Genomic DNA, 16,497 nt, shown 5'->3' on the forward strand with positions numbered 1-16,497 from the left:
TCGGATGCACCGAACCTTTTACACGAAAACAAAATAATGCTTTCATGTCAAAGCTTTAATGTCTTATGAAAGGCGAATATGTCTAAAAAAATAGTTTCTACTGAAATGGATTTGTCATCTGTTTTGGCCTTCGAAATGCCGATTTTCAAGGCCTTGCGCCGTTTGCAGCAGGCAGGAGAGGTGCATGCCAAGAGGCTCAGTCGCTTTGGCGGGCTGACGCCGATGCAGTTGATGATATTGCAAGTGTTGGCGGGTGAGGCCCGATTAACGGCAAGTGATTTGAGCGGTCGCGTCAGTCTCACCGCGGCGACGTTGTCGGGCATGATCGACCGGCTTGAAGAGCGCAACCTGTTGCATCGCCAGCGTGATGATCAGGACCGTCGTCGCCAATGGCTGTTGATCAGTGATGCCGGGCGTGAATTGCTCAAGCAAGCGCCTTCCCTGTTGCCTCCCGAGTTTAATAAACACTTCGCCGAGCTAGCTGAGTGGGAGCGTTATCAGCTGACCGCAACATTGCTACGCGCTGCCGAGTTGTGTGCCGAAGTCGAGTGAGTCTGAGTGTTTGCTGCAAGTTTGACTCGTCGTTGAGGCAACATTCGTCAGTCTGGGTGTGGCCAATTTTGCTGGCGAATTCGTGCGCAATAGGCGTCGTTATCGGCTGGCTGGTTCAGCTGCCTGCAAAAAGTTTTTGAGCGGCAAGCGTCAGGCTGACGATGACCAGCATCAGTGCAAAGATCCGTTGCAGCAAGCGCCCGCCAATGCGTTGAGCCAGAAAGTTACCGGCCATTACCCCGACTGCGCCGCCTGCGGTAAGCCCTGCAAGTAACTGTGGCGATGGGCTGGCGTGGCTCAGGTAAAGTAAAAATCCTCCGCCTGATACCAGTGAAATTACCGCCATTGATGTGGCCATGGCCGACAGCAGCGACAGCGGGGTAAACCACAGAAGTGCAGGCACTACCAGAAAGCCGCCGCCGACGCCCATCAGTCCCGACAGCAAGCCGACGCCAATGCCAATCAACACCAGTGGGCCGCTGCGTAATGGGCCTTCGCTCGCACGTGGCAAACTGCTGCTGCGCCACATTCGCCACGCCGCCCAAAGTACGAGCAAGCAGAAGGCCACAACCAGAGCTTTCTCTGGGATAAATTGGCCCAGCCATTGACCTGTCGCGTTGCCCGGCAAACCGCTGAGCGTCAGCAATAGCGCCGGTTTCCACGCAACCTTGCCTTGCCGGGCGCGGGGTATGGCGCCGACCAGTGCGGTTAACGCGACAGCGCCAAGGCTCACGCCAATCGCATCGCGCAGTGGCAAGTGCAGGCTGAGCAACAAGGGCAGGGCAACTAGCGAGCCGCCTGCGCCGGTAAGCCCCAGCAGCAAGCCGAGAATGCTGCCAACTGCGAGCGACTCGGCCAGCATGTTCATCATTTATTCCACGGCATGCGGGCGAGCAGTAGCGCCATGGCGCAGGTGTTGCTGATGCCGGCGAAGGTCAGGCCGGCCCCCACAAAGGCGCTCAGGCCAACCCAGGCAGGGGACACAGTTGCGCCCAGTATCACCCCGAGCAGTACCAGCGAACCTGCGGTGATCTGCACTTGGCGTTGAATGCTGATGACTGCGGATTCGGCCTTGTTCGTTGCTACGCCGCAAGCTACGCAGGCGTTGGTGCCGCCGTCGATAACCCGAACGCCGGGCAGTAATTGCTTTAGCTGTTCAGCAGCTTTGCGCGCACGCATGCCGCTTTGACAGAGCAGGTACAGCTCATCACCGCGCTGCAGGCCATCGGCCTTGAGTTGAGCTGCCAACTGCTCGGGTTGCAACTGATCGAGCGGAACATTGCGTGCACCGGCCACGTGTTCGGCACGAAATTCAGCTGGGCTGCGCACATCGAGCAAAAAACGGGTTTGGCCCTGACGCTGCTTGTCGGCGAATGCGCCAGCATCGATTGTCTGGATGTCTGTGGTCATTTGCTTACCCCCACACTGAGATCGGTTTTCAGGTGTATTTGGTGAAAATGGCGCGCACTCGGGCGAGAGTGGCCTGGGCGTCGCCATTTTCGTTGAGCATGGTTTCCTCAATCAGGCAGGCCAGCATCTCCTGATAGGCTTTATCTAGCGCCTTGCGGGCGGCCGAGAACTGTTGAGCAATCGACTCGCATTCTTCGCCACGGCGAATCATGGCCTGAATGCCGCGAATCTGCCCCTCAACGCGGGCCAGGCGCTTGAGCATGGCGTCCTGTTGGTTAGTTGTTGGTGTTGTCATCGGTTTTCTCTTATACCCCTGGGAGTATATATACAGGGGGGAGTATTGTTGCGTAGGCGCAGTTTTGCAACCGCCACCGATCAAAGGTGTAGGGTGCGTGGGCGTACTCAGCTAGAGATTTCGAACCAGTTTGCGCAGTGCGAAGCGGTTGGGATGGCAGCCCTCTGCAACATCGCGAGGCACTGGCAATGGCTCATCATTGAGCCATGCGGCAATCATCTCGCCGCTCAATGGCGCGGTAATCAAACCGCGTGAGCCGTGGCCGCTGTTTATATACAAACCCGGTAGCCAGGGGCATTTAATCTCCGGTATCTGACGCGCATCCTTGCTCAGAATCGCATAGGCATCAGCGAAGGCGCGCAGATCGGCTAGAGGTCCGACGATGGGCAGATAGTCCGGGCTGGTGCAACGAAATGCAGCCCGGCCTTGCAGTGACTCAGCCGGGTATTCGCGTGCGTTGAGTCGTTGGCTCAGATCGCTGGAGATTGCTTCCAATAACTCGATGTTGTCTGCATGATCGTGCGCGTTTGCCGTTAAATCGTTACTGTTAAAGTCAAAGCTGGCGCCCAGTGTGTGTTCGCCATCGCGGGCTGGAGCCACATAACCTTCGGCACAGATAACAGTATTGAGTTCAGCACTTTGCACGGTTTCAGGCAGGCGGGTAATTTGCCCGCGAATACGTTTAAGCGGCAATTCGGCGCTGTACTCAAACTGTTTGATATCGGCGGCGCCTGCCAGCACCACAACCTCGGCGCTGGCCAGTAATTGCTCGCCATTGCGGGCTTGCCAAAGCCCGTCTTCCCGCTTGAGCTGGAGGGCGTCCTGATGCAATTGCAGGGTGATATTGGCATGTGCACACAGGCTTTGGCACAAGGCTGGGGGATGAACCCAGCCGGCTTGGGGGTAGTACAGACCGCCACTTTCAAGCTTGACCCCGGCAATGGCTTCGGCCTGGCTCTGGCTGATGTTCTGCACCAGGGCTTGCGGGAATGCCTGGGCGATCTTTGCCTGACGCTGCGCCTCTTTGTCGTCAAAGGCCAGTTGCAGTACGCCACAGTTGTCCCAGTCGAGCCCCTTGTTCAGCCGTTCAAGCTGACGGCGGGTGTAGCCGAAACCACTGACAATCAGCCGTGAAAGTGCCGTGCCGTGCGCGGACAGCTTCAGGTATAACACGCCTTGCGGGTTGCCCGACGCCTCTGCAGCAATGCTTGAATGACGCTCCAGTACGGTCACTTTCCAGCCGCGCTGGGCCAGGCTTGCAGCCGTTGCGCAGCCCGCCAGTCCCGCACCAATAACCAGCGCGTGACGCTCTTTCGCCGTGTTAACTGGGCGCTCAAACCAGGGTTTTTGCACGGCAGTGGACTCGCCGGTAAATTCACCTTTGATGAACTCCCATTTCTTGCCAATGCCCGGGACGCGTTTCACCGTGAAGCCCGCTTCTTTAAGCGCGCGGCGTACCACCCCGGCGCTGCTGAACGTACCAAAGCTGGTGCCTGCTACAGAAAGCCTGGCAACTTGTTCGAACAGTTCAGGCGACCACAGTCGCGGGTTTTTCCCAGGTGCAAAGCCATCGAGAAACCATGCATCCACTCGCGCATCGAGTTGGCTGAACATCTCGACACCATCACCGATCAGCAGGTCCAGCACAACGCGTCCACCGGCTAGCTTTATGCGCTGAAAGCCTGGATGAATGGCCACGTATTGGCCGAGCAGCGGCTCTGAGAACTCAACCAGCTCTGGCCAGAGTGCCAGTGCGCGCTTTAAGTCATCGGGGCTCAGCGGGTATTTCTCGACGCTTATAAAGTGCAGGCGGGCAGAGGCAGGCGCTTGTCGATTAAACAGTTGCCAGGCGCATAAAAAATTCATGCCGGTACCAAAACCGGTCTCTGCAATCACAAAATTATCGTTGGCTTGCAGCGCCGCAAAGCGTTCGGGCAGGTGGTTGTTTTCGAGAAACACCACGCGGGTTTCCTCGAGGCCGTCATCGCGTGAAAAGTAGATGTCGCCATAGGCGCTGGAGAAGGGCAGGCCCTGTTCATCCCATTCGAGCTGAGCGTATTCGATGACTGGTGTTTGCGACATGACGGCTACCTGGCAAATGCAGCGCTCATTTTAACTGATAAAGCCCCGTATCCATGCAATCGCTGAGGCTCGAGCTAAGCGTTTTTCTTGAAAACCCATGCTTATAGCTCAGACAGAACCCCTAATCATCCGCTAGGCTGATGTATGCAAATCAGGGAGTAGCGTATGTTCGAGTCCGCCGAGATTAGCCGCACCATTGATAAAGAAACTTATGATCTGGCAGTTCCAGCGCTGCGCGAAGCATTGCTGGAGGCGCAATACGAATTGAGTCAGCAGGGCCGGTTTGCGGTGCTGATTCTTATCAACGGGATTGAGGGCGCCGGTAAGGGCGAAACCGTCAAACTGTTGAACGAGTGGATGGACCCCCGGTTAATCGAAGTCAGCACCTTTGATGCACCTACCGATGAAGAACTGGCCCGTCCACCGGCCTGGCGCTTTTGGCGCCAGCTCCCACCGAAAGGGCGCATGGGGATTTTCTTTGGCAATTGGTACAGTCAGATTCTTCAGGGGCGCGTGCATGGCCGGTTCAAAGACGCCGTGATGGATCAATCGATCGACACGGCCGAGAGCCTTGAGCGCATGCTCTCGGATGAAGGCACGCTGATCTTCAAATTCTGGTTTCATCTGTCGAAAAAGCAGATGGAAAACCGCCTGAAATCGCTCAAGGACGACCCGCTGCACAGTTGGCGGATCAGCCCGCTGGACTGGCAACAGTCGAAAACCTACGACAAGTTTGTACGCTACGGAGAGCGCGTGCTGCGCCGCTCCAGCCGAGATTACGCACCTTGGTATGTGGTTGAAGGCTTTGATGAAAATTACCGCAGCCTGACCGTTGGCAAAGTATTGCTCGACGGCTTGCAGGCCGCCCTGAAAGCCCAGGCTGTTCAGCGACCGCATCCGCATTCGGCGCCGCTGACTTCAAGCATCGACAATCGCACGTTGCTCGACAGCCTGGACATGAGCCAGGCCCTTGAGAAGTCGGATTACAAAGAGCAGCTGGTGATCGAGCAGGCGCGGTTGTCCGGGTTGATGCGCGACAAACGTATGCGCCGGCATTCGCTGGTCACAGTTTTTGAAGGTAACGATGCGGCTGGCAAGGGCGGTGCAATTCGCCGGGTTGCCGCCGCGCTGGACCCGCGCCAATACCGGATTGTGCCAATCGCAGCGCCCACCGAAGAGGCGCTGGCGCAGCCCTATTTGTGGCGTTTCTGGCGGCATATCCCCGCGCGCGGCAAGTTCACGGTTTTCGACCGTTCCTGGTATGGCCGTGTATTGGTTGAGCGGGTTGAAGGTTTTTGCAGCCCGAGCGACTGGTTGCGAGCCTATGGCGAGATTAATGATTTTGAAGAGCAACTGACAGACTCAGGCGTGGTGCTGGTGAAGTTCTGGCTGGCCATCGACAAGCAAACGCAGCTTGAGCGTTTTCAGGCGCGCGAAAAGATCCCGTTCAAACGCTACAAGATTACCGAAGATGACTGGCGCAACCGCGAAAAGTGGGAGGTTTACCGCGATGCAGTGGGCGACATGGTCGACCGCACCAGCACCCGGATTGCCCCGTGGACACTGGTCGAGGCCAACAATAAGTACTTCGCCCGGATCAAAGTACTGCGCACCATCAATGAAGCTTTGGAAGCCGCATTTGCTAAAGACTAGTGCTGTAGCGCGCGGCGGGATGTTCGCGCATACAAGCGATGAATGATCGTCGCGAATCGATATTGAGCGGAATTATTCTAAGTTCATGCCCAACATCATCAACTCCGAGGTGTGTCATGCGTGAAGTAGTGATTGTAGATAGCGTACGAACCGGTCTGGCCAAGTCTTTTCGCGGTCAGTTCAATCTGACCCGTCCAGACGACATGGCAGCGCATTGCGTGAACGCGCTGCTCGAACGTAACAACCTGGACCCTGCTCTGGTTGAAGACTGCGTAGTCGGCGCCGGTTCTAACGAAGGCGCTCAGGGCATGAACATCGGCCGCAACGTGGCCGTGTTGTCTGGCCTCGGTATTCAGGTGCCGGGCATGACCCTTAACCGCTATTGCTCGTCCGGTTTGCAAGCCATCGCCATTGCGGCCAACCAGATCGCCTCGGGTTGCAGTGATGTGATTGTGGCTGGTGGTGTGGAGTCGATCACCATGACCATGAAGAGCATCAATACCGATCACCTCTTCAATCCGATTATCCAGGAAAAAATTCCCGGTATTTACTACCCGATGGGCCGCACTGCCGAGATCGTTGCGCGCCGCTATGGTGTCACGCGTGAAGCGCAGGATGCCTATGCATTGCAAAGCCAGCAGCGTACTGCAGCAGCCCAGAAGCAGGGTTTGTTTGAAGACGAAATTGTGCCGATGAGCGTCAAGTATCAGGTCGAAGACAAGGCCACAGGCGAGAAGTCGATTCTCGATGGCATTGTCGACCGTGACGATTGCAATCGCCCGAGTACCACCCTGCAGGATTTGGCCGGCTTGAAGCCTGTGTTTGCCGAGGATGGCTCGGTAACCGCCGGTAATGCGTCGCAGCTTTCCGATGGTGCTTCCATGACGCTGGTCATGAGCATGGACAAAGCGCTTGAGCTGGGCCTTACCCCGCGGGCAATTTTCCGTGGATTTACCGTGTCGGGCTGTGAGCCGGATGAGATGGGCATCGGTCCGGTTTTCTCGGTGCCCAAGCTGCTGCAAGCCAAAGGCCTGAGCGTGGCCGATATTGATTTGTGGGAACTCAACGAGGCGTTCGCGTCGCAGTGCCTGTATTGCCGGGATCGACTGGAAATCGACAACGACAAGTACAACGTCAACGGCGGCTCAATCTCCATTGGTCACCCGTTCGGCATGACTGGCTCGCGTCAGGTCGGTCATCTGGTGCGCGAGTTGCAGCGCCGCAAACTGCGTTATGGCATCGTCACCATGTGCGTGGGCGGCGGTATGGGCGCAACGGGGCTGTTTGAATCGTTGAGCTGATCGAATCGAATAACCGCTGGGGTCTGGCAAAGACGCTTTGAGATTTGCCGGGCCTGCGCGGTTAGTGGTTGCTTTTCATTGAGCGATGTTTAGGCAATTGCCGCGCAATGAACATCCGGTTGATGTACGAATCAATTTCTCGCAAGGCATCTACCCGTGTGAAAAACGGGCCTTCCAGCGTGCCTTCCCGCGTTGCAAAAAAATACTGACCGTTTACCGAGCTGATGCGCTCACTGCGATAATGGGTGCCGTGTAGTGGATCGCAATTGCGCTTGCAGAACATAGCAGTTACTCAAAAGTTTTATTTTGATGAGTTTGATTCTAATCAGCGATTGTTGTTTTGCTAAGGCTGCTGACCAGCGGTCGAATCTGCAGGCCCCAGTGGGTAAGGGCTGTGGCTATTCAAGCAGGTTCGCGGCGCTTTGCACCCGTACAGTTTTGCCGGTTATCGCGCTAGCACTGTAGCTGTGCTGGTTACTATGTGCATCGCTAAAATAGCCCTGCACGAGACGATACTGCTCAACTTCCGATGCAGTGGGTCTTCGCGAATTTGAGGCTGTCATGCATATCTCTTCTGGTCGCTGGGCATACGGTATGTTCCTGGCGATGGTTACCGCTGTGCTCTGGGGCATCCTGCCGATCAAACTCAAGCAAGTACTGGCCACCCTCGATCCGGTCACTGTTACCTGGTATCGCCTGTTTGTTTCGGGCTCAATTCTGCTGGCGTTTCTGGCCGCCACCCGGCGACTGCCGCGGTTCAATATTCTCGGGAAGAAAGGCATCGGTTTACTCTGCCTGGCCATCCTCGGGCTTACCGGCAATTATGTGCTGTACCTGATGGGGTTGAACCTGCTGAGCCCCGGCACGACGCAGCTGGTTATTCAAGTCGCGCCCATTTTGTTACTGATCAGCAGCATCTTCATTTTTCGTGAGAAATTCAGCGTCGGGCAGGGCACGGGGCTGGTTATTTTGTTGCTCGGCTTTGGCTTGTTCTTCAATCAGCGCCTCGACGAGTTGCTGAGCTCGCTCACCGCCTATACCACCGGCGTTCTAACGGTCATGCTGGCCGCACTGGTCTGGACCTTTTACGGGTTGGCGCAAAAGCAACTGCTCAGCTCATGGAATTCGCTGCAGATAATGATGGTGATCTATCTCGCGTGCGCCCTGTTGCTAACGCCTTGGGCCAAGCCGTTGGATGTACAGCTGTTAACCCCGGTGCAGGGCTGGCTGTTACTGGCTTGCTGCCTGAACACGCTGGTTGCCTATGGCGCTTTTGCCGAGGCGCTGGCGCATTGGCAAGCCTCGCGGGTGAGCGCTGCGTTGGCGATTACGCCGTTGGTGACTTTTGCGTCCGTGGCGCTGGCGGCTGTTTGGTGGCCCGCCTATGTGCAACCTGAACAGGTGAACGGGCTGGCGTATTGTGGCGCGGTTCTGGTGGTACTGGGGTCTGCACTGACAGCGCTGGCGCCCTCGATAATGGCCAATCTGCGCGCTCGCCGAGCCCGCGTGGCGGTCGTTAAGGCTGTTTGATTTGGTCGACGCGCAGCGCATTTAGTGCTGCGCGGCTATTGCAGATTGACTGCTGTTATCACCGCGCCACGCTTTGCCCAGCGGGCGCTTGTCTAGTGAGTATGCCCGTTACCGAGCATGCTTTCAGGACGAACCCATTCTGAAAACTCCTCCTCGGTGACATAGCCCAACTGCAACGCTGCTTCACGCAATGTGGTGCCTTGCTGATAAGCCTGTTTGGCGATTTCGGCGGCCTTGTCATAGCCAATATGTGGATTGAGCGCCGTCACCAGCATCAGTCCGCGCTCAAGATGTTCCGACATCTTTGCCGCGTCGGGCTCCAGTCCGGCAATGCAGTGGGCCTGGAAGTTGCTGCAGCCGTCCGCGAGCAGCCGGATCGATTGCAGCAGACTGTTGATGATCACCGGCTTGAATACATTCAGCTGCAAATGACCCTGGCTCGCGGCAAAGGTGATGGTTGTATCGTTACCCATCACCTGGCAGGCGAGCATCGACAGCGCCTCGCACTGAGTTGGATTCACCTTCCCCGGCATAATCGAGCTGCCCGGCTCATTGGCGGGCAAGCGGACTTCGGCGAATCCTGCGCGCGGTCCGGAGCCCAGCAAGCGCAGGTCGTTGGCGATTTTCATCAGCGTTGCGGCCAAGGTTTTCAGCGCGCCAGACATAATCGTCAGCGGCTCGTGCCCAGCCAGTGCGGCAAATTTATTCGGCGCGCTGATCAGTGGCATGCCGGTGAGCGCGGCCAGCTCCCCGGCAATCGCTTCGGCGAACCCTGCTGGTGCATTCAGGCCTGTACCAACAGCGGTTCCGCCTTGCGCCAGCTCGCAAACAGCGGGCAGAGCACTGCGAATAGCGCGTTCGGCATAATCCAGTTGCGCGACAAAGGCCGACAGCTCCTGACCGAAAGTGATCGGCGTGGCATCCATCATATGGGTGCGACCCGTCTTGATAAGGTTGCCGTGGCGCGCAGCTTGCTCGGCCAGGCCGCCAGACAGTTCGGCAATTGCCGGCAGTAATTGGTTGTAGACCGCGCTGGCCGTGGCGATGTGCATGGCGGTCGGGAAGCAATCATTCGAGCTTTGCGAACGGTTGACGTGATCATTCGGGTGCACCGGGCTTTTGCCACCGCGTGCACCGGTCGCCAGCTCGTTGGCGCGCCCGGCAATCACCTCGTTAACATTCATGTTGGTCTGCGTGCCGCTGCCGGTCTGCCAGACCACCAATGGGAACTGCTCATCCAACTGGCCGCCGATAACCTCGTCTGCCGCCTGCTCGATCAAGCGAGCGACATCTTGTGGCAGGCTGCCGTTACGATTATTGATCCGCGCCGCCGCTTTCTTGATGGTCGCCAGCGCATGCACCACCGCGATGGGCATGCGCTCCTGTCCGATCGCAAAGTTGATCAGCGAGCGCTGAGTCTGCGCCCCCCAATAAGCATCTTCCGGGACGTCGATGGCACCAATGCTGTCGGTTTCCTTGCGGCTCATGTGATTCTCCTGATAGGGGTATTTGCAGTTTAGGTCGTGATAACGGCTCGCAGGTTCCGTTGGGGAGATAATTACGCCGTGACGCTGGGTTTGCAGTACGAGGCTAACGTTCTGGTGTGTTGCATATCAGGGCGCTGGCGATGGTTGCCGAATGAGTTATGTAAGTCGCGTGAATCAACGCTGTGCAAGCCTGCGCGGCGAGTGTTTGCATATTCCCCGCAGCAAGTTGATGGGCAGTACTTTTGGTGTGGCGAGGCTGATAATGCGCGAGCAGATAGGCGGGCTGTTGGCGCAGGCCGCAGTTAAGCCGCTTGAGGTCTGTGTGGCTAAGGCACAAAATACCGTCCGCGCTGTCCTACGGATTCATCTTGCTAATTCTGGAGTATTTAATGCCACGTTTATCTGCTGTTTTTGCAGTTGCCTTGCTGGCTGTGGGGAGCGCGAACGCGTTCGCGGATGCCGCCAGTCACGCGGCCGATGCCGAGCGCTTTTTACTGTTGGCGCGAGCAGACAAGCTGGCGGCTCCTGTTCACGCCCAAGTGCAGCAAATGTTCGCGCAGCGCTTTGCCGAGAGCGGCTCGCCAAAGGGCAAGGAAGCAACGCTTGAGCGTTATCAGGCCAAGGCCAACGCCGCGATCGACAGCGCCGTGGGCTGGGACAAAATCAAGCCCGATATGATCAAGCTCTACACCAGCAATTTCAGTGAGCCGGAATTGAAAGAGCTGATCAAGTTCTATCAGTCGCCGCTGGGCAAGAAGTTCATGCAGAAAATGCCCGAACTCACGGCTCGCTCGGCGCAACTGACCCAAGCCAAATTGCAGGTGGCGGTTCCCCAAGTGAACAAAATGCTGCAGGACATGACCGACGAAATCGCCCCTAAAAAACCTTGATTGGAGTCCCTGATGTCGAAGCTTGAACAGATTGAGGGCGCGCTGGCTGCACTCGAACCGCAACACCTGAGCGTGCAGGATGAGAGCCACATGCACAGCCGTGGGCTGGAAACGCATTACAAGGCGGTGATCGTCAGCGAGCAGTTTGCCGGGTTGAACGCGGTCAAGCGTCATCAGAAAGTGTATGCCTGTATGGGCGATCTGATGGGCCAGGTGCATGCGTTGGCGCTGCACACGTATACCGCGAAAGAGTGGCAGGCGCAGGGCATCGCCCCCGCGTCGCCAACTTGTCTGGGCGGCAGCAAGCACGACGCGCACTGATTCAATCAAGCTCGATTGCAGGGGCAGGGAATGATCCATGTTGACGCATGGGTCAAATCAGCTCTACACCAATTGCTGCAAATTCCGTAAAATCGAAAAACGCCAGCAGCGATGCTGGCGTTTTTTATTACCCAGTCCGCCCTTTACGTGGGCGACTACTGCAGGAATATTCTGATGACCGACAAGATTGTCGTTGCCGCGCTATACAAATTCGTCTCGCTACCTGACTTCCACGATCTGCGTGAGCCTTTGCTCAACGCCATGCTCGAGTACGGCATCAAAGGCACATTGCTGCTGGCCGAAGAGGGTATTAACGGCACCGTTTCGGGCAGCCGTGCGGGCATCGACAATCTGCTTGAGTGGTTCCGTCAGGATGCGCGCCTGATTGATATCGACCACAAAGAATCCTATTGCGACGAGCAGCCGTTCTACCGCACCAAGGTCAAACTGAAAAAAGAAATCGTGACCCTTGGGGTTGAGGGTGTAGACCCGAACAAACGTGTCGGCACCTATGTCGAGCCGCAGGACTGGAACGCGCTGATCGCAGACCCGGAAGTTCTGTTGATCGATACGCGCAATGATTACGAAGTGTCGATTGGCACATTCGACGGCGCGATTGACCCGAAGACCAAAACCTTCCGCGAATTCCCCGACTACATCAAAGCCAACTTTGATCCGGCCAAGCACAAGAAAGTCGCCATGTTCTGCACCGGCGGCATTCGCTGCGAAAAGGCTTCAAGCTACATGCTCAATCAAGGCTTCGATGAAGTGTTTCACCTCAAGGGCGGCATTCTCAAATACCTCGAAGAAGTGCCGCAGGAGCAGAGCCGCTGGAAGGGCGATTGCTTCGTGTTCGATAACCGGGTCACCGTGCGCCACGACCTTAGCGAAGGTGAGTATGATCAGTGCCATGCCTGCCGCACGCCGATTTCGACAGAAGACCGCGAGTCCGAGTTTTACACGCCCGGCGTGAGTTGCCCGCATTGCTGGGACTCATTGCCAGAGAAAACCCGTGCCGGTGCCCGTGAGCGCCAGCGTCAGATCGAACTGGCTCAGGCGCGCAATATGCCGCATCCGCTGGGATACAACGCACGCCTCGCGAAAAAGGATTAAGCCATGCAAACCCGCCTGCTGTACGTGATGGACCCGATGTGCTCCTGGTGCTGGGGATTTGCTCCGGTAGCGGAAGCGCTGTCGCAGCAGGCGCAGGCAGCAGGCGTCGACTTGCACTTGATCGCAGGGGGGCTGCGCACGGGCAACAATGCCATCCTCGACCCTTCAACCCGGCGCTACATTCTTGAACACTGGCAGGCGGTCGCAAACGCTACCGGCCAGCCATTCAAGTTCGAGGGTGCGCTGCCAGAAGGCTTTGTCTACGACACCGAAACCGTGTGCCGTGCACTGGTTACCGCGCGCTCGCTTTCGCCGCAGGGCGCCTGGCGCTTGGTTAAGTCAATCCAGCAGGCGTTTTATGTTGAAGGCCGCGATGTAACTCAGGTTCAGGTTCTGCTTGAACTTGCCGAAGCTGCCGGGCTGTCGCGCAGTGCATTCGCCGATGCCTACGACAGTGCGGCGCAGCGTGCGGCCACCGCGGAAGATTTCAGCTGGGCGCTGGACTTGGGCATCGCCGGATTCCCGACCCTGCTGGCCCAGCGCGATGGCCAGTTGGCGTTGCTGACCAACGGCTATCAGCCGCTGGAAACCCTTGCGCCACTGCTGGCGCGCTGGCTGGAGCGTTCCGTCAATGCCTGACCGCCTCAGTTGGGCGGAAATTCGGCGTCTGGCCCTGCATCACAAGAAGGCCCTGATACTGGCCAATCTGGTGGCCATATTCGCCACGCTGTGCAGTGTGCCTATTCCGTTGCTGTTGCCCCTGCTGGTCGATGAAGTCCTGCTCAAGGATGGCGACAGCGCGCTCAAGGTGATGAATCACTTCCTGCCCGACAGCTTGCACACGGCTGTCGGCTATATCGGTTTGATGCTGGTCGTCACCTTGATGTTGCGCGGCGGCGCATTGATTTTCAACGTGATCCAGGCGCGCCTGTTCGCGCGCTTATCGAAAGACATCGTCTACCGTATCCGCGTGCGCCTGATCGAGCGCCTTAAGCGTATTTCCCTGAGTGAATACGAAAGCCTTGGCGGCGGTACGGTTACCACGCATTTGGTCACCGACCTCGATACGCTGGACAAGTTTGTGGGCGAGACGCTTAGCCGCTTCCTAGTCGCCATGCTCACGCTCGCCGGGACTTCGGCGATTTTGCTGTGGATGCACTGGCAGTTGGCATTACTGATTTTGCTGTTCAATCCGCTGGTGATCTACGCCACGGTGTTGCTGGGTAAGCGGGTCAAGCATCTAAAACGGCTCGAAAACGACAGCACTTCGCGTTTCACCCAAGCCTTGACCGAAACCCTTGAAGCAATTCAGGAGATACGCGCGGGTAACCGTCAGGGTTACTTCTGGGGCCGTCTGAGCGGTCGTGCTCGTGAGGTTCGTGACTTTGCCGTGGCTTCACAGTGGCGTACCGATGCGTCGAATCGCGCCAGTGGCTTGCTGTTTCAGTTCGGTATCGACGTGTTCCGCGCCGCCGCGATGCTCACGGTGTTGTTCTCTGATCTGTCGATTGGCCAGATGCTCGCCGTGTTCAGTTACCTGTGGTTCATGATCGGCCCGGTGGAGCAGCTGCTGAGTTTGCAATACGCGTTTTATGCCGCCAGCGGCGCGCTCTCGCGGATCAATGAATTGCTCGCCCGCGCCGATGAGCCGCAATACCCGGGCGGCGTTGATCCGTTCAAGGGCCGCGATACCGTGGGCATCGAGATCAATGACCTGAAGTTCTCGTACAACGATGAGCCGGTGCTCAATAACCTCAATCTGAGTATTGCGCCAGGCGAAAAAGTCGCCATCGTCGGTGCCAGTGGTGGCGGCAAAAGCACGCTTGTGCAATTGCTGCTTGGCCTCTATACCCCGCAAGCGGGCACTATCCGTTTTGGCGGCAGCAGCCAGCAGGAAATCGGTCTGGCGACTGTTCGCGATAACGTGGCGGTGGTGCTGCAACATCCCGCCCTGTTTAACGACACCATTCGCGCCAATTTGTGCATGGGCCGTGAGCGTAGTGATGAAGCCTGCTGGCGAGCGTTGGAAATCGCTCAGTTGGCCCACACCATTCGCCAGCTCCCTGCCGGGCTTGAGAGTGTGGTTGGGCGTTCGGGTGTGCGTTTGTCCGGTGGTCAGCGCCAGCGCCTAGCTGTCGCGCGCATGGTCTTGGCCGAACCTAAAGTGGTGGTGCTCGACGAGGCCACATCAGCCTTGGATGCGGCGACCGAATACGCCCTGCATCAGGCTCTCGCGCAGTTTCTGCAAGGCCGTACCACGCTGATCATTGCGCATCGCCTGTCTGCCGTGAAACAGGCAGACCGCGTGCTGGTATTTGATGGCGGCACAATCGCCGAGGACGGCGGCCATCAGCAATTGATCGCCGAAGGTGGTCTCTACGCTCAGCTTTATGGCCATCTTCAGCATTAATCTGTTGGCTTCCGGCTAATCTCAGCGCGCTTGCGTCAAAAAGCCCTACGCTTCGTCTGGTATTTTGCTGTTCACGCCCACGCAACGCGCTATCGTCGTTTAGGCTATGGACGCAAATTTTTTCGCGAGCGGGGTTGCTCCTGCCAGCTAAGGTTGGCGCACGGCCGAGTCCGCATGAAAGCTAAGGATGCCTGACATGAATCGTAAGAAAGTGGAATTTCCCGGCAGCAATGGACAAATGCTCGCCGGCTTGCTCGAACTCCCGGAAAACCACCGCCGTATCGAGTATTACGCGCTGTTCGCCCACTGCTTTACGTGTGGCAAGGATATCGCCGCCGCGACTCGAATCAGCCGTGAACTGGCCGATAACGGCATTGCGGTCCTGCGCTTCGATTTCACCGGCCTCGGAAACAGTGACGGCGATTTCGCCAACAGCAACTTCACCTCCAATATTGAAGACCTGGTTGCGGCTGCCAACCTGCTGGCGACCGAGTATCAGGCGCCACAGCTGATTATTGGCCATAGCCTGGGCGGTGCAGCAGTGCTTGCCGCAGTTGCGCAAATTGAGTCGATCAAGGCCGTTGCGACCATTGCCGCACCTTCGACTGCGCACCACGTGCAGCACCTGTTTGAAACCTCCAAAGAGAAAATCGCCGCCGAAGGGGAGGCGACGGTGAAAATCGGCCTGCGTGAGTTCTCGATCAAGCAGCAACTGATTGAAGACCTTGATCAATACGTCGATCTGCAGCACATCGCCAAGTTGCGCCGGCCATTGATCGTTTTTCATTCGCCGGTCGACAGCATTGTTCCGGTCGCCGAGGCGGGCGCTATTTTCGGCGCCGCCAAGCACCCCAAGAGTTACGTCTCGCTGGATAAGGCCGATCACTTGTTGAGCAACAAGGCGGACGCTGTCTACGTGGCCAAAACCCTGGCAGCGTGGGCGGCGCGTTATATCGAGGTGCCAACCGAGGAGCATGCAGGCAATCATCTGGATGACGGCCATGTGCTCGTTACCGAACTCGACAAGAAGTTTCTGCGCGGTCTGTACAGCCGCACGCATGCGCTGGTGGCGGATGAGCCGAAGGATTTTGGCGGCTCAGATTTGGGTCCGACACCCTACAACCTGCTGCTGATGGGATTGGGCGCCTGTACCTCGATGACTATTCGCATGTACGCCGCACGCAAGAAGATCGCGTTGGAGGATGTCGATGTGCGTCTGGTACATGACCGCGTGCATGCCGACGATTGCGATCAGTGCGAAGGGCGTGAGGGCAAGATCGAGCGCATCAGCCGGTTCATCCGCTTCGAGGGCGCAGAACTGACCGAGGAGGACAAGCAGAACATGCTCAGAATCGCAGATTTGTGTCCGGTCCATAAAACCCTGGAAAGTGATCCGGTTATTACCACGCAGTTGGAAACACTGAACCGTGATGAGTGAGTTTTTAATGATTGA

16 protein-coding genes are annotated in these 16,497 nt (G+C 57.3%); 10 read left to right on the forward strand and 6 right to left on the reverse strand.

What is annotated here, in order from left to right:
* Nucleotides 1–78 precede the first annotated feature (78 nt).
* The gene (locus FEZ62_RS04250; protein ID WP_090515351.1) at nt 79–552 is read left to right on the forward strand and encodes a MarR family transcriptional regulator; all 474 of its coding nucleotides are present in this window, start codon (nt 79–81) and stop codon (nt 550–552) included.
* A gap of 115 nt (nt 553–667) precedes the next feature.
* Here the strand turns inward: FEZ62_RS04250 and FEZ62_RS04255 are convergent, their stop codons facing one another.
* The 4 genes from FEZ62_RS04255 to mnmC all read right to left on the reverse strand — a co-directional run bounded on the left by FEZ62_RS04255 (nt 668) and on the right by mnmC (nt 4,339).
* Nucleotides 668–1,423: a sulfite exporter TauE/SafE family protein gene (locus FEZ62_RS04255; protein ID WP_172926906.1), complete on the reverse strand. Its 756-nt coding sequence runs from the start codon at nt 1,421–1,423 to the stop codon at nt 668–670.
* Entirely contained in the window at nt 1,420–1,962 is a 543-nt protein-coding gene (locus tag FEZ62_RS04260; protein WP_172926907.1) for a rhodanese-like domain-containing protein, read from the reverse strand. Before FEZ62_RS04260 ends, FEZ62_RS04255 begins: the two co-directional genes overlap by 4 nt.
* A gap of 28 nt (nt 1,963–1,990) precedes the next feature.
* Nucleotides 1,991–2,257 carry a metal-sensing transcriptional repressor gene (locus tag FEZ62_RS04265; protein ID WP_172926908.1) on the reverse strand — a complete coding sequence of 89 codons (267 nt, stop codon included), beginning with the start codon at nt 2,255–2,257 and terminating at the stop codon, nt 1,991–1,993.
* 111 nt (nt 2,258–2,368) lie between these two features.
* Nucleotides 2,369–4,339: a bifunctional tRNA (5-methylaminomethyl-2-thiouridine)(34)-methyltransferase MnmD/FAD-dependent 5-carboxymethylaminomethyl-2-thiouridine(34) oxidoreductase MnmC gene (mnmC, locus tag FEZ62_RS04270; RefSeq protein ID WP_172926909.1), complete on the reverse strand. Its 1,971-nt coding sequence runs from the start codon at nt 4,337–4,339 to the stop codon at nt 2,369–2,371.
* Nucleotides 4,340–4,504: 165 nt separating this feature from the next.
* Between mnmC and pap the strand changes: the two genes are divergently transcribed.
* Both pap and FEZ62_RS04280 read left to right on the forward strand, forming a co-directional pair.
* Entirely contained in the window at nt 4,505–5,992 is a 1,488-nt protein-coding gene (gene pap, locus FEZ62_RS04275) for a polyphosphate:AMP phosphotransferase (protein ID WP_172926910.1), read from the forward strand.
* A 116-nt stretch (nt 5,993–6,108) separates the two neighbouring features.
* Nucleotides 6,109–7,293, forward strand: a complete 1,185-nt coding sequence (locus tag FEZ62_RS04280) for a thiolase family protein (RefSeq protein WP_172926911.1) — start codon at nt 6,109–6,111, stop codon at nt 7,291–7,293.
* A 61-nt stretch (nt 7,294–7,354) separates the two neighbouring features.
* Here the strand turns inward: FEZ62_RS04280 and FEZ62_RS20700 are convergent, their stop codons facing one another.
* Nucleotides 7,355–7,576 carry a DUF6316 family protein gene (locus tag FEZ62_RS20700; RefSeq protein WP_242454878.1) on the reverse strand — a complete coding sequence of 74 codons (222 nt, stop codon included), beginning with the start codon at nt 7,574–7,576 and terminating at the stop codon, nt 7,355–7,357.
* Between the two features lie 278 nt (nt 7,577–7,854).
* Here FEZ62_RS20700 and FEZ62_RS04285 point away from each other — a divergent pair, with 278 nt between their 5' ends.
* Nucleotides 7,855–8,823: a DMT family transporter gene (locus FEZ62_RS04285; protein WP_172926912.1), complete on the forward strand. Its 969-nt coding sequence runs from the start codon at nt 7,855–7,857 to the stop codon at nt 8,821–8,823.
* Between the two features lie 92 nt (nt 8,824–8,915).
* On the opposite strand, the gene FEZ62_RS04290 is transcribed toward FEZ62_RS04285, so the two are convergent.
* On the reverse strand, nt 8,916–10,310 hold the full coding sequence (locus tag FEZ62_RS04290) for a class II fumarate hydratase (protein ID WP_172926913.1): 1,395 nt from the start codon (nt 10,308–10,310) through the stop codon (nt 8,916–8,918).
* A 389-nt stretch (nt 10,311–10,699) separates the two neighbouring features.
* Here FEZ62_RS04290 and FEZ62_RS04295 point away from each other — a divergent pair, with 389 nt between their 5' ends.
* From FEZ62_RS04295 to FEZ62_RS04320, 6 genes are all read left to right on the forward strand, one after another.
* On the forward strand, nt 10,700–11,200 hold the full coding sequence (locus FEZ62_RS04295; RefSeq protein WP_090515334.1) for a DUF2059 domain-containing protein: 501 nt from the start codon (nt 10,700–10,702) through the stop codon (nt 11,198–11,200).
* Between the two features lie 12 nt (nt 11,201–11,212).
* Nucleotides 11,213–11,521: a BolA/IbaG family iron-sulfur metabolism protein gene (locus tag FEZ62_RS04300; protein ID WP_172926914.1), complete on the forward strand. Its 309-nt coding sequence runs from the start codon at nt 11,213–11,215 to the stop codon at nt 11,519–11,521.
* A 174-nt stretch (nt 11,522–11,695) separates the two neighbouring features.
* Nucleotides 11,696–12,634: a rhodanese-related sulfurtransferase gene (locus FEZ62_RS04305; protein ID WP_090515330.1), complete on the forward strand. Its 939-nt coding sequence runs from the start codon at nt 11,696–11,698 to the stop codon at nt 12,632–12,634.
* 3 nt (nt 12,635–12,637) lie between these two features.
* Entirely contained in the window at nt 12,638–13,273 is a 636-nt protein-coding gene (locus tag FEZ62_RS04310; RefSeq protein WP_172926915.1) for a DsbA family protein, read from the forward strand.
* Nucleotides 13,266–15,044, forward strand: a complete 1,779-nt coding sequence (locus tag FEZ62_RS04315; protein WP_172926916.1) for an ABC transporter ATP-binding protein — start codon at nt 13,266–13,268, stop codon at nt 15,042–15,044. The genes FEZ62_RS04310 and FEZ62_RS04315 overlap by 8 nt, the downstream gene beginning before the upstream one ends.
* Before the next feature lie 196 nt (nt 15,045–15,240).
* Complete coding sequence (locus FEZ62_RS04320) at nt 15,241–16,482, forward strand: alpha/beta fold hydrolase (RefSeq protein ID WP_172926917.1); 1,242 nt, start codon at nt 15,241–15,243, stop codon at nt 16,480–16,482.
* The last annotated feature ends 15 nt before the right edge of the window (nt 16,483–16,497 follow it).

This window comes from Pseudomonas sp. MS19 (assembly GCF_013277615.1).
Taxonomy (GTDB): Bacteria; Pseudomonadota; Gammaproteobacteria; order Pseudomonadales; family Pseudomonadaceae; genus Aquipseudomonas; species Aquipseudomonas marincola.

Bases quoted from the DNA above. Each gene is read 5' to 3' on its own strand.
- FEZ62_RS04305 (WP_090515330.1), top strand. From the start codon at position 11,696: ATGACCGACAAGATTGTCGTTGCCGCGCTATACAAATTCGTCTCGCTA.
- FEZ62_RS04315 (WP_172926916.1), top strand. From the start codon at position 13,266: ATGCCTGACCGCCTCAGTTGGGCGGAAATTCGGCGTCTGGCCCTGCAT.
- FEZ62_RS04280 (WP_172926911.1), top strand. From the start codon at position 6,109: ATGCGTGAAGTAGTGATTGTAGATAGCGTACGAACCGGTCTGGCCAAG.
- FEZ62_RS20700 (WP_242454878.1), bottom strand. From the start codon at position 7,576: ATGTTCTGCAAGCGCAATTGCGATCCACTACACGGCACCCATTATCGC.
- FEZ62_RS04310 (WP_172926915.1), top strand. From the start codon at position 12,638: ATGCAAACCCGCCTGCTGTACGTGATGGACCCGATGTGCTCCTGGTGC.
- FEZ62_RS04250 (WP_090515351.1), top strand. From the start codon at position 79: ATGTCTAAAAAAATAGTTTCTACTGAAATGGATTTGTCATCTGTTTTG.
- FEZ62_RS04320 (WP_172926917.1), top strand. From the start codon at position 15,241: ATGAATCGTAAGAAAGTGGAATTTCCCGGCAGCAATGGACAAATGCTC.
- FEZ62_RS04300 (WP_172926914.1), top strand. From the start codon at position 11,213: ATGTCGAAGCTTGAACAGATTGAGGGCGCGCTGGCTGCACTCGAACCG.
- FEZ62_RS04255 (WP_172926906.1), bottom strand. From the start codon at position 1,423: ATGATGAACATGCTGGCCGAGTCGCTCGCAGTTGGCAGCATTCTCGGC.
- FEZ62_RS04295 (WP_090515334.1), top strand. From the start codon at position 10,700: ATGCCACGTTTATCTGCTGTTTTTGCAGTTGCCTTGCTGGCTGTGGGG.
- mnmC (WP_172926909.1), bottom strand. From the start codon at position 4,339: ATGTCGCAAACACCAGTCATCGAATACGCTCAGCTCGAATGGGATGAA.
- FEZ62_RS04285 (WP_172926912.1), top strand. From the start codon at position 7,855: ATGCATATCTCTTCTGGTCGCTGGGCATACGGTATGTTCCTGGCGATG.
- FEZ62_RS04265 (WP_172926908.1), bottom strand. From the start codon at position 2,257: ATGACAACACCAACAACTAACCAACAGGACGCCATGCTCAAGCGCCTG.
- pap (WP_172926910.1), top strand. From the start codon at position 4,505: ATGTTCGAGTCCGCCGAGATTAGCCGCACCATTGATAAAGAAACTTAT.
- FEZ62_RS04290 (WP_172926913.1), bottom strand. From the start codon at position 10,310: ATGAGCCGCAAGGAAACCGACAGCATTGGTGCCATCGACGTCCCGGAA.
- FEZ62_RS04260 (WP_172926907.1), bottom strand. From the start codon at position 1,962: ATGACCACAGACATCCAGACAATCGATGCTGGCGCATTCGCCGACAAG.